Here is a 13,010-nt window from a genome sequence, read left to right on the forward strand (position 1 = left end):
TCCTCCTAAGCATTTCCATTCAATTTTGGACGACGAATATTCAATTTCTTCTGCAATTCTGGCACATAGAGAACGGTTGCCAGAAGGATAGCTGAGAAGAGTTTAACAAGGTCTGCATCCATACCTGGAATTTCCAAAATCGCTAAGATAATCAAACGGTAAACAACTGCACCGAGAACAACCGATAGGAGTCTCCAACCCAGGCGTAAGTTACGCAAGATAACTTCTGCAATAATGACAGATGCTAGACCGATAACAATGGTACCAGTACCTGAATTGAGATCTGCATAGCCATTATTCTGAGTAAGAAGAGCTCCACAAAGGGCAATTAGACCATTCGACAACATATAGCCGTAGATTTTCATATTGTCTACATTGATACCATTGGCCTCACTCATTGGAATGTTATCCCCTGTTGAACGAATAGCTAGACCAATTTGTGTATTGAGTAAGAGCGTCAATAGGCCTACAACTGCTAGTACAAAGACCAGACCAATGACCAAAACAGCATTTGTTTTTGTCAAACCAAAATCCTGCAATTGGGTCACCAGTGTTTCTTGTTTGAGCAGGGCTACGTTGGCTTTACCCAAAATTTTCAAGTTGATGGAGTAGAGACCTGTCAAGGTTACAATACCGGTCAAAAGGGCTGGAATTTTTAGTTTTGTATGAAGTAAACCAGAAATCAATCCTGCACCCATACCAGCTACCATAGCCATAAAGGTTGCCAGCAAGGGATTCACTCCGTTCACAATCCCTGTCGCACAAACAGCAGCTCCAAGCGGATAAGACCCCTCAGCTGTCATATCAGCAATATCTAAAATACGAAACGTCAAGTAAACACCAATCGCCATAACTGACCAAAGCAAGCCTTGCGAGATACTTGATAAAATAATATCCACGATTTTCTCCTTTTTCTAAATTCGTAGTCAATACTAGGTTCTATCATACCGATCTTATTCAGATACAGCAAGCTTAGAAGTATCGATACCTAATTTCTGAGCCATTTCTTCATTAACGTGAAGACTGACGGTCTCTGGGTATTCTACTGCTGTTTCTGACACATTGGCTCCTTCGATAATCTTAATAGCCATTTTTGCAGTTTGACGACCTAAAGCTTCATAGTTGGTACCGTAAGTCAAAAGCCCACCTTCATCTACCATGTCCGTTGAACCACCGATTACTGGAACCTTATGCTCCACAGATAATTCACCGATCATGGTCATGGTTGAAGCGACAGTATTGTCTGTTGGAATAAAGAGAGCATCTACATCCTTCATCAAACTTGTTGTCGCATCTTGTACTTCATTAGTCGAAGTGATTCCTTTTACCACTACCTTATAACCTGCTTTTTCTAGCAATTCCTTAGCTTGCTCTACCTGAACTTCTGAATTACGTTCGCTAGTAGTGTACAAAATACCAACTGTCTTAGCATCAGGAACAGCTTGTCCTAGCAACTCAACCTGTTTGTCAATTGGAGCTTGATCAGAAGTACCTGTCAACAGTCCACCTGATTTTTCAATGGATTCTACCAAGTCAGCTGACAAGGGATCTGTAACCGCAGTAAAGACAATTGGCGTTTCAGTAGACACAGTCGCTAAACTCTGGGCAGACGGCGTAGCGATTGCCAAGACAATATCATTTCCATCGATTAATTGTTCTGAAATGGTTTGAAGGTTAGCTTGATCCCCTTGGGCATTTTGATAATCCAAAACCAATTTTTCACCCTCTTTATAGCCATTTGCTTCTAATTCCGCCACAAAACCCTCACGGGCAGCTGTCAATGATTCATGCTCCATATATTGGAGAACTCCAACTTTGACCACATCTGAGGAAGCTTGTTCTGATGATGAGGAACAAGCTGCAAGTGTTAGCAAACCCATACTTGCTACTGAAATAGTTGCCAATTTTTTTACTAGCTTATAATACATAAACGTTTCTTCTCCTAAATATTTTACTCTTCTAATGCTTTTATAGTCGCTGCATCAATACCAACAGCTTTAGCCATTTCTTCATTGACGGTAATAGCCGCTGTATTTGGTTTTTCAACTGCTAAATCAGCTGGCTTTTCACCCTTCAAAATCTTCACAGCCAATTCACCAGCTTGAACACCGATAGCATGGTAGTCGACACCGTAGGTAAATAGAGCTGCGTCAATAACTGCTGCGTCACTTCCCATAGCTGGAACTTTTGCTTCTTTTAAAATATCACCGATTGTTGAAGCTGTAGAGGCAACTGTGTTATCAGTTGGAAGATAGATAGCATCGACTTTTCCTGCAAGTGAAGTAATAGCTTGCTGAACATCGTTTGTCGTCGTAACTGTTGTCACTTCTACCTTTACACCTTTTGCTTCGAGTGCTTTTTTAGCCTGCTCAGCTTGAACTTCTGAGTTTACCTCGCTAGAATTGTAGAAAATACCGACAGTCTTCGCAGTTGGTACAACTTTGAGCAACATCTCAATTTGCCCTTCCACATCAGTTGCATCAGTCGATCCTGTCATGGTCCCACCTGGTTTTTCCAATGATTCAACCAAACCTGCTTCAACTGGATCTGTGACAGCTGTGAATACACTTGATGTTTCACTATCTGCATTAAGCATGGCTTGGGCTGCCGGTGTTGCGATGGCAAAGTTAAGATCATTTTTCCCTGCCAATTTCTCAACCATTGTCTGTAAGTTTGCTTGATCACCTTGGGCATTTTGCAAATCAATCGTCAGATTTTCACCTTCCTTGTAGCCTGCTTCTTCGAGTGCCTCTACAAAACCTTCACGAGCTGAGGTCAATGCTTCATGTTCAGCATATTGAATAATACCAACATTGACTGAACTTGAATCTGACGAATTGGAACTGCATGCAGCAAGCGTTACTGCTGACAAAAGTGCTACTGAACTAAGTATAATTTTTTTAAATCCCATGATTATTCTCCTTTTATAAATATAATTGCAAACAAGAAAGGACCGCTTAGACTACACTCTAAACGGTCCTTATATTTCATCTGTATAGGAAAACAGAATGAATTATCCGTGCCATTTAGATGTATCATCTATGGGCACATGTCAAAATAGCTACAGCCACATAGATACAAACTTTACGTTCCCGTGTTTGCATCCATGTTTACCATGTCTACAAACACTATCTAAAATAGCCGTAGAAATAAGTATGATTAGCTGAATGATTTTGACACATTTGTAACATCTCTGTTTCCCTTTCTCATTTATTTGTAACTATCATAACTGTTTTCAAATTATTTGTCAATAGGAAATTGCGTAAATTTTCAGATTTTTCAAGTTTTTTCGAATTTTTCTAAAAATAACCCCCTATATTATTAGCTATAAAACGATCAGTCAACATGTTTATATAGCCTTTTTGTTTACTTTTAGTACTTGCTCCAACTATTTCCTAAATAGTTAGGGGTTGGAAATAAAGGGAACAAGGTTCGCGTCAACAGCCGCAGCTATAACTCAATGCTTTCTTGTTTCTGGGATTGCTTGCACAGTAAATAGACTGTTCAAGGCGGGAGATATAAGAGCGGAGTGCAAAATCGGGTCAACAACGACTGATTTTGATTTTCGAAGGGTATAAATGACTATATTTGATGTCACAAAAAAGTCTGAACCTAAGCCCAGACCCTACTAAAACAATTATTTAACTTCAACTTTTTCAGTCCAAGGACATGCTGTAGTTGCTAGAACCTCGTTGAGTTCTTCTACGTTGCGACGACCTTGATCTGCCAACCAAGCTTTGGTTGCTTCTTCACCCTCGCTTGCAAAGATGGCTACTGCATCCTTCCAAGTCGCCCGACCACAAAGGACACCATTAAAGCTTGAACCTGCTTCTTTGGCAAAGACAAGTGTTTCTTGGAAGAGTTTGGCAGACACACCTGCACTCAAATAAATGAATGGCAAGTGAGTACTGTCTGTTTGTTCCTTGAAGAAGGCCTTGGCTTCCTCAACTGTATAGACTGGCTCTTCATCTGTGTAGCCTTCTACAAAGTTCATATTGACAGGCACTTCAACCTTGAGCACGTCGGCATTATAACGTGACTTGCTAAATTCACGCATGGCTCCATTAACCTTGTGTGGTTTGAGGGCTGCGTATTCACGAGAAGTCACATCCATATCGCTGGCATCGTAAGTCAAGATTTCGACAAAGTAAGGAATATCTTCTGCGATACACTCACTACCAATACGTTCTACCCAGGCATGCTTAATGTCGTTGATTTCTGGCTTGTCATCTACATCATAGTAAAGCAAGATTTTTACGGCATCTGCACCCAATTCCTTGATGCGTTTGGCAGACCAGTTTGGCAAAAGGTCTGGCAAACGACCCGGTGTGGACGCATCGTAACCTGTTTTTTCATAAGCAGCAATGAAGCCACAATCTGCATGACGTAATTCTGAAGCTGGAACACCATACTCAGCATCCAAGAGGATAGAGCTTGCATAAGGGGTCAAATCGCTTGAAATGACTTTCTTGAAATCAATCAAAATGTCATCTCCAAATTCGCCACCACCTGCTGCAGCAGCAAGCAAGCGTTTCAAAGCCCCCCGTTGGTCAATCGCCAAGGCCGCAATCACCTGACTGCTGTTTGACAAGCGGGTCATGTGATTGAATTTAGCCTGAGAAAGTTGTAATTTTGTCATTAGTTTCCTCCTAAGGAATTTTATTAACCAAATCGTTTCACGCCATCTAGATAGGTCGCTTGTAAGCGTCCTGCATCATCTACGACGATAAAGTCTGCAGCTCGTCCTTCTGCAATCCGACCACAAATATGGTCAATATTGACAGAGCGAGCTGGTGCCAGAGAAGCCATACGAAGGGCATCAGGTAGGGACACCAAGCCCCATTTCACAACATTCTGCACTGCTTCGATCAATTCTAAGATAGAACCTGCCAAACTACCACTTTCTTTTAAACGAGCAGTTCCATCTTTTACAACAACTTCAAATTCACCGAGGCGGGACTCCCCTTCACCCATACCGCCAGCTCGCATACAGTCCGTAATCAAAACAGTTTCCTCTGCTCCACGTGCTTTGACCACGATTTCTGCCGCAGCTGGATGAACATGGTGCCCATCACAAATCATTTCCGCATAGACATTTTTTAAATTCAAAGCAGCACCGACCATACCTGGTTCACGGTGATGAAGCCCACTCATCCCATTGTAAACATGGACGAAGATATTGGCACCAGCTTCTACTGCCGCTTCCGCTTGCGCATAGATCGCATCGCTGTGAGCCAAGGCAGTATGAATTGCCTTGCTGTTAGCAAACTCGATGAATTCTTTGACGCCTTCACGTTCTGGAGCAATAGCAATTTTATTGACTAAACCTTTAGATAAGCTGTGCCAGTTGTCCAACTTTTCAATGGATGGATCGCTCATGTACTTAGGATTTTGTGCTCCCTTGTATTTTTCTGTAAAGAAGGGACCTTCTAAGAAAATACCTTGAATCTTGGCGCCTGTTTCCTGCCCTGCATAAGTCCCAATCGTTTCACAAACTGCATCTAAATTTTCAGTCGTATCTGTTAAGGTCGTTGGAAGCCAAGAGGTTACCCCACAAGACAAGAGGCCTTCTGAAATTACCTTGATCCCTTCAAAATCATTGTCCATAACATCGTGAGAAGCGTAGCCGTGGATATGTGTATCAACTAGCCCTGGTGCTAAATGAAAGTCCGAATAATCAACAATTTCCCCTTCAGGCTTTTCAGTCACAATCCGTCCAAACTGACCCTTGTCAGTAATTTCCAAATAGGCTGATTCGACCTCACTCTCTGGTAAAATAATAGATTTTGCTTTTATAAATACTGTCATACTATCTCCTTTATTGATATATATACTCATCAAACTGGTTATAACCATATACTAAATATATTGTAGAACTTCTATTAGAAAATGTCAAGTAATTACCATAACTTTATAAGAAATGGATGCTGTGAGAAGGTAGAAAAAAAGTTCTCACTCCCCAAAGTACCGTTTCTGAATCTGTACTTGGAGATAAGAACTCTACGTAAGCAGTGTATACTAAGCGTCAATCCATGACCTAATACCCTGCCTCCTATCAAATATAAATATATTACAACAATTCGTTGAGAGGCTTGAAGATGATACGTTCCAAATCAGCTACATAAGTTCCCAACTGTTGTTGCTTGCTGAAATATTCCGTCAAAAGTGGATTTCCCTGAACTTTCTTGTTGAAATCCAACATTTTCTTTTGGTCAGCTTCAGTAGGAATTTCACCAGCCTGCAATTTAGATTGGATTTCTTTTTGGAAAGAAATATAACTTTCCAATATTTCTTTGGCTTCTGAATCCCCCTCAACTGAGACCTTAACGGCTTCCACCGCCTTATATTCAGGCAGGTTACGGATTGCACGTTCCAATTCATTTGCTATATCATAGATATTTGTTGACATAATTTTCTCCTAATCTAAATGAATTTTGTAAGTCGTCTGCTCTCTTAAACGTTTCGCAGCGTCTTCCAAATTTCCCTTGTTTTTAAACGTAATTTGTAAAATACCGTGTATATCTTCACGGTTCTCTTCATTGATACGAATATTGACAATGGAAATCCCCCGTAAGACTTCCAAAACCTTCAAAATCGTATCTTCCTCATCAGGAACACTAAGGAATAAATCGTAGAAAGAATCAACACCTGCACGCTTGTGAATTTCCATGGCTTTACGAGTTTGACGTCCCTTATCAAAAAAGTCCCAAATTGCTTCTTGATTGCCAGATCTGAGCACATCTGAAATTTCTGAAAGACGTTCTTGAAATTCTTCGATTCGATTTAGAATAGAATCTGCATTGGTCAGCAAAATGCTAGTCCACATGCTCGGCTCACTTTCCGCAATCCGTGTCATATCTCTAAATCCTCCAGCTGCAAAATTATTCGTAAAAGGATGTTCTTGCGCAAACTCCCCAGCTTGATGCATCAAACTAGAAGCCAATACGTGGGGAAAATGTGAAATTTGACTGGTCACACGGTCATGTTCTGCTGCATCAATCTGAACAAAACGTGCCCCCGTTCCAGATAACAAATCTGTCAATCGGGGAACCGCATCCTGCGTGGTAGCCTGACACGGTGTCATAATGTAGTAAGCATTCTCAAATAGATAGGGATCTGCTGCACTGGCACCAGATTTATGACTACCTGCCATAGGGTGGCCACCGATAAAATTAATTTGTCTTGGCGCCAAATGTTCCTCTGCAGCAGCCACAATTGCAGACTTCGTTGAACCTGCATCTGTAATCAAGACCGTATCCTTCAATTCAAGGGTGCTAAATTCTTCAATCAAGCGCAAAGAAACTTGAATTGGAACACAAAGAAGAATCACATCAGCCTGCTTTGCTACATCCTCCAATTCCGTTGATACCTCATCAACCATCCCCTTGCCCAAGGCAATTTGGCATGATTGTTCGTTAGGATCAAAGCCAATGAGGTGATAGTCAGGATGATCTTTGCGAATACAGAGCGCAAGCGAACTTCCAATCAACCCTAGACCTACAATTAAAATCGTTTTTTTCATTAATTACTTAGAAATTTTTAACATAGTCACGATGACTGGCTACTGCAGCTTTCAATTCCTCCATATTATCGGAAGAGAACTTCTCTAGGATTTCTGTCGCTAGAGTTGTAGCTACGACTGATTCCATGACTACGCCAGCTGCTGGGAGAGCCGTTGGATCTGAACGCTCCACAGTAGCTTTATAAGGCTCATGAGTATCAATGTCAACCGACATCAATGGCTTATAGAGGGTCGGAATTGGTTTCATAACACCACGAATAATCAGAGCTTCGCCATTGGTCATACCACCTTCGAAACCACCTAGATTATTGGTTCGGCGTGTATATCCTTTTTCTTGGGACCAGAGAATTTCGTCCATAACTTGGCTCCCTTTGAGATAGCCAGCTTGGAAGCCTACTCCAAATTCTACTCCCTTAAAAGCATTGATTGAAACAACAGCCTGCGCTAATTTTGCATCTAACTTTTTATCCCATTGCACATATGACCCCAAGCCAGCTGGAACTCCTCCAACAACAGTCTCAATCACTCCGCCAATAGTATCTCCATCTCGCTTGATTTGATCAATATAGGCTTTGATTTCTTCTTCACGCTCTTGGTTGACAATGGATACTTCTGACTGGGCTGCACGCTCTTTGATTTCTGCTACGCTTAAACCATCTGGGACATCAATTTCCTTCCCTCCGAAAACGACTACATGGTTGGCAATTTCAATATCCAACTCAGCCAAAATCCGTTTGGCAACCGCACCAACAGCCACACGCATAGTTGTCTCACGCGCACTAGAACGCTCCAAGGAATTACGCAAATCATCAAAGCGATATTTCATACCACCAACTAGGTCAGCATGCCCTGGTCGTGGATGTTTGATACGACGCTTACTTTTGAGCTTCTCTTCGATGTCCTCAACTGCCATAATATCCAACCATTTTTGATGGTCTTTGTTGGTCACATTCAATGTAATCGGGGCACCGGTTGTCTTACCGTGACGAACACCAGCTGTAATCTCTACGCAATCTGTTTCAATCTGCATACGACTACCACGACCGTATCCACCTTGGCGCCGTTTTAACTCTTCATTAATATCCTCGGCTGTTAAAGGAAGACCCGCTGGAACTCCCTCAATAATGGCTGTTAGACGTGGTCCATGAGACTCACCAGCTGTTAAATAACGCATAACTTATTTCTCCAAAATTTCCAGAAACTTACGAGTGTTGCTTAAAGACATTTGTCCTGGTGCAGATGTTTCATCTAAGCTGGCAAAAGTCCAGCAGGAGCCTGTAATCACACCTGCAATACGTGTTAACTTCCCTAGTTCACCCATGGCGATCGTCGCAAATATCTGCTCAGTGTTCAGTGATTTAAAACCACGAGTATAATTCATAACATCTAGGACATCCTGCTCTGTTTTAGCCATTACAGCCATTTTAACAACAGCTGGTGATAGGCTAGTCAGTTCAGACATGATTTCCATATAATTAGACGGTGTTTCCTCAAAATTATGATAACTCAACACAAGGTTAGGAAAATCCAACATCTGCTCAAAAACCGACTTATAAGAATAATATTCAAAATCAATATAATCTGGCTGATAAAGCGCTGCTACTTCTTTGATTACATTGACATATTCTTGATCGTCCAAATCCAAGTGACCGCCTTCACGTGTTGTCCGAATGGTGAAAACTACTTCCTTACCACTACATTTTTCAAATATAGCAGGTGCTACTCTTAAAATATCATCTTTCGGAAGATAGTCTGCTCGCCATTCAACAATATCTGCCTCTGCTAGACGTTCTACATCAATGGCCTCTACCTCTTCCAGATTTCTAGGCATAATAGGAACTACTATTTTCATTTATCTACCTGTATCGTAAAGACCTTTAGGTAATTACTACTTTCATCATTTTTATTGATTACAAAATCGGCTGGCAAACGATAAGTTGCCTCATAGCGATGTTTTCTAACACTAAACCCTTTTTCAATCTGCCGCTTAAATTTTTCAACAGAAACATTTGCAGCGTTGGTCGAAGCAATAATAGTTCCACCTGTATTTAGTATTTCCAAAGATTGAGAAATCAGCTTGTGATAATCCTTGGCTACTGAAAAGGTTTGTTTCTTATTTCGTGCAAAGCTTGGCGGATCCAAGACAATCACATCATAGGTCAAGCCTTTACGTTTGGCATATTTGAAATATTCAAATACATCCATTACTACAAAGTGATGATTATCTAAGTCTAAACTATTAACCTTAAAATGAGCTTTAGAAAGTTCACGTGAGCGTTTGGCTAAGTCAACAGAAGTCGTTTCCCCTGCTCCGCCCATAGCAGCAGCAATAGAAAATGCTGCCGTGTACGAAAACATGTTCAAAAGTGACTTGCCTGCTGCCAGACCATCCACCAAGGAACCACGTACCTCATGCTGATCCAAAAAGATGCCCGTCATCAGACCATCATTCATAAAAACCTGATAGTGAACTCCATTTTCCAACACAGTGAAATATTCAGGGGCTTCTTCTCCATAAAGATGAGCAGACTCGAAGGTCAAACCTTTAAAACGAATCTTTTCATAAGCTCCTCTTACTTCTGGGAATACCCGTTGGAAGGCAGCAACAATCATCTCTTTGACAGAATAAATAAAGGTATTATACCATGAAAAAACGGCATATTCATCATACAAGTCAACCGTCATTCCACCAAAATTATCTCCATCTTGATTAAATAAACGAAACGCATTCGTCATCTCAGATTGATAAAAATGTTGGCGCTTCTGTTTAGCATCCACGAATAATTTAACAAAAAAATCCGTGGTCAACTCTTGGCTGCTTCTACTAAACAGCCAGCCTATCCCCTTATTCTGTTTGGACAAATAAGCCTGACCTAAATAGGTTCCAGACTCTGAATACAAAACAGCCAGCCTGTCTTCATCAAATGAAAAACCTGAAAAATCAGCGCTATCCAAGAGTTGAATCCCTCTGTTTATTTTCTGTTCTGCAATACGGTTTACCTTTATTTTCATAGAATTATTATAACATGTTTCTTCATATATGCCAAAAAAACTCTAAACTTTGAGGCTTATTTTAAAATTATGGTATAATTAACTAAACTTTTAGAAAGGACCATGAGGTTTTATTGTGAAAAAACTAATTGACTACGTCAAGAAGAGCGGACAAACTCGACTTGGTTTCGTCTTGATTTTGCTAATCATTTACTGGCTCAAAACACTCTGGGCCTACTATGTTGATTTCAACTTAGATACACAAGGGTTTTTCCAAAATTTTATTGCTGTCATGAATCCTCTACCAGTCGGGATTTTATTACTCGGTCTCTCGCTTTATATAAAGAATACAAAAGTCTTCTATAGCGTAGCGATGATCATTTACATTATTCTTTCCGCCTGGCTCTTTTCAAATGCAGTCTATTATAGAGAATTTTCCGATTATATTTCCATCTCTACTATAATGGCTACCTCTAGTGTATCTGCTGGATTAGGGGAAGCAGCTCTTAAGTTATTTAGGCTATGGGATATTGTCTATTTTATTGATTTTATCATTTTTGGAATCCTAGTCTATCGTAAACTACTCCGGTGGGATAAAAAGACATTTCATAAAAAATCTAGCTTTGCTATTACAGCACTATCAGTCATGCTTTTCTCCATCAACCTCTTTTTAGCAGAAATTGATAGACCAGAGCTACTTACGAGAGGATTTTCTAATACTTATATCGTCAGAGCCCTTGGTTTACCTGCTTTCCTTGGTTACAATGCTAATCAAACCTACAATGCCCACAAGAATCGTTCTGGAGCAAAATCTACAGATTTGGAGCCTGTGAAACAATATATTGCAGAACATTATGCTCAACCGAATGACAACTACTTCGGTATTGCCAAAGGGCGAAATGTTATCTATCTCCACCTAGAAAGCTTACAACAATTTGTTATTGACTATAAGTTGAACGTCAACGGTGTCGAGCACGAAGTCACACCTTTCCTCAATTCTCTGTATCATTCTAGCTCTACTCTCGCCTTTTCCAATTTCTTTAACCAAGTTAAGGCAGGTAAGACCTCTGATGCCGAAACCATGATTGAAACCTCTCTTTTTGGCCTCAATCAAGGCTCTTTCATGGTCCAATACGGTGGAAGCAATACCCAACAAGCTGCACCATATATTCTCTCTCAAAATGGAGGATATACATCTGCTGTATTCCACGGTAATGCAGCCAGTTTCTGGAATAGGAACAATACCTATAAACAGTGGGGCTACAATTACTTCTTTGATCAATCCTACTTCTCTAAAGCCACTGCTGAAAATTCATTCCAATACGGTCTGAATGATAAAATCATGTTCGCCGACTCTATCCAATATCTTGAACATTTACAGCAACCCTTCTATACCAAATTTATCACGGTTTCCAACCATTACCCCTATACAACCAGCTTGATTGGGGATGAAATCGGCTTTCCATTAGCCAATACAGATGATGAAACCATTAATGGCTATTTTGCTACTGCCAACTATCTCGATGCGTCCATAAAGGCATTTTTCGATTACTTAAAAGCGACTGGCTTGTACGAAAACTCCGTCATCGTTCTCTATGGCGATCACTATGGAATTTCTAATTCACGTAATCCTGACTTGGCACCGTTGATTGGAAAAGATTCGCAGACTTGGTCAGATTTTGACAATGCCATGATGCAACGTGTTCCATATATGATTGTTGTACCTGGAATGACCAACGGTGGAATTTTTGATACCTATGGTGGTGAGATTGACGCACTTCCTACTCTCGAACATCTTTTAGGAATCAAATCCGATAACTATCTTCAAGTTGGTCAAGACCTACTTTCCAGCCAACACAACCAAATTGTGGCTCTTCGAACCGCTGGAAGTTTTATTACACCAAAATACACTAGCTACGAAGGTAAAATCTATTATACAGAAACTGGTCTTGAAATTACAAATCCAGATGAGACAACTCAGAAAGAAATTGATGCAATTAAAGAAGCTACTGCAGCACAACTGGCGACTAGCGATGCCATTCAAACTGGTGATCTTATCCGGTTCTTCGACAATGGATTGTCAGCCTTGGATCCAAGCCAATATAACTACCTTGACTCATTGGCTGCCGAGATTGCACTAGAGAATAAACTTGGCAAACAATCAACAAGTTTATATAGTACAAACGGCAATAAGTCGACAATTGACCTATTTAAAGCACCAAGCTACCTAGAACTTCATGGTAGTACAACAACTACTAGCACACCAAATACTGGTACAAGCACTAGCTCAACAAGTACCAGTTCAAATTCACGGTAATACACTAAAAGGCTTAGAATCATGTCAGTTACTACATTGATTCTAAGCCTTTTTATACTCAATGAAAATCAAAAACAGGCTAGGCGACGCAGATGCAGATAGAACTGAAGTTCATCAAATCAAGTCAACAACGTCTGATTTTGATTTTCGAAGAGTATTAGACCACTATTTCAAATCACT

At 40.5% G+C, this 13,010-nt stretch carries 11 protein-coding genes; 1 reads left to right on the forward strand and 10 read right to left on the reverse strand.

The features are described from left to right. Positions 1–5: 5 nt before the first annotated feature. The 10 genes from ODU39_RS04145 to ODU39_RS04190 all read right to left on the reverse strand — a co-directional run bounded on the left by ODU39_RS04145 (position 6) and on the right by ODU39_RS04190 (position 10,534). Positions 6–899, reverse strand: a complete 894-nt coding sequence (locus ODU39_RS04145; protein WP_002940642.1) for an ABC transporter permease — start codon at positions 897–899, stop codon at positions 6–8. A 54-nt stretch (positions 900–953) separates the two neighbouring features. After that, complete coding sequence (locus ODU39_RS04150; RefSeq protein WP_398579956.1) at positions 954–1,928, reverse strand: ABC transporter substrate-binding protein; 975 nt, start codon at positions 1,926–1,928, stop codon at positions 954–956. A gap of 23 nt (positions 1,929–1,951) precedes the next feature. Continuing rightward, positions 1,952–2,911 (reverse strand): ABC transporter substrate-binding protein, encoded by a 960-nt coding sequence (locus ODU39_RS04155; RefSeq protein WP_024400040.1) that lies wholly within the window; start codon positions 2,909–2,911, stop codon positions 1,952–1,954. Positions 2,912–3,637: 726 nt separating this feature from the next. Then, complete coding sequence (gene lacD, locus ODU39_RS04160; protein WP_105256764.1) at positions 3,638–4,639, reverse strand: tagatose-bisphosphate aldolase; 1,002 nt, start codon at positions 4,637–4,639, stop codon at positions 3,638–3,640. Between the two features lie 23 nt (positions 4,640–4,662). Further along, positions 4,663–5,808 (reverse strand): N-acetylglucosamine-6-phosphate deacetylase, encoded by a 1,146-nt coding sequence (gene nagA / locus ODU39_RS04165; protein WP_398579957.1) that lies wholly within the window; start codon positions 5,806–5,808, stop codon positions 4,663–4,665. Between the two features lie 262 nt (positions 5,809–6,070). After that, positions 6,071–6,409 (reverse strand): YlbF/YmcA family competence regulator, encoded by a 339-nt coding sequence (locus ODU39_RS04170; RefSeq protein WP_024401417.1) that lies wholly within the window; start codon positions 6,407–6,409, stop codon positions 6,071–6,073. A gap of 9 nt (positions 6,410–6,418) precedes the next feature. After that, positions 6,419–7,522 carry a prephenate dehydrogenase gene (locus tag ODU39_RS04175; RefSeq protein WP_398579958.1) on the reverse strand — a complete coding sequence of 368 codons (1,104 nt, stop codon included), beginning with the start codon at positions 7,520–7,522 and terminating at the stop codon, positions 6,419–6,421. A gap of 7 nt (positions 7,523–7,529) precedes the next feature. Beyond that, positions 7,530–8,696 carry a chorismate synthase gene (gene aroC / locus ODU39_RS04180; RefSeq protein WP_398579959.1) on the reverse strand — a complete coding sequence of 389 codons (1,167 nt, stop codon included), beginning with the start codon at positions 8,694–8,696 and terminating at the stop codon, positions 7,530–7,532. Between the two features lie 3 nt (positions 8,697–8,699). Further along, a complete protein-coding gene (gene aroD, locus ODU39_RS04185; RefSeq protein WP_105256760.1) occupies positions 8,700–9,374 on the reverse strand; it encodes a type I 3-dehydroquinate dehydratase in 675 nt (224 codons plus the stop codon). Then, positions 9,371–10,534 (reverse strand): class I SAM-dependent rRNA methyltransferase, encoded by a 1,164-nt coding sequence (locus ODU39_RS04190; protein WP_105202492.1) that lies wholly within the window; start codon positions 10,532–10,534, stop codon positions 9,371–9,373. Before ODU39_RS04190 ends, aroD begins: the two co-directional genes overlap by 4 nt. Before the next feature lie 115 nt (positions 10,535–10,649). Between ODU39_RS04190 and ODU39_RS04195 the strand changes: the two genes are divergently transcribed. Then, the gene (locus ODU39_RS04195) at positions 10,650–12,830 is read left to right on the forward strand and encodes an LTA synthase family protein (RefSeq protein ID WP_105256759.1); all 2,181 of its coding nucleotides are present in this window, start codon (positions 10,650–10,652) and stop codon (positions 12,828–12,830) included. The last annotated feature ends 180 nt before the right edge of the window (positions 12,831–13,010 follow it).

This window comes from Streptococcus sp. 2021WUSS126, from assembly GCF_044427255.1.
Lineage (GTDB): Bacteria > Bacillota > Bacilli > Lactobacillales > Streptococcaceae > Streptococcus > Streptococcus hashimotonensis.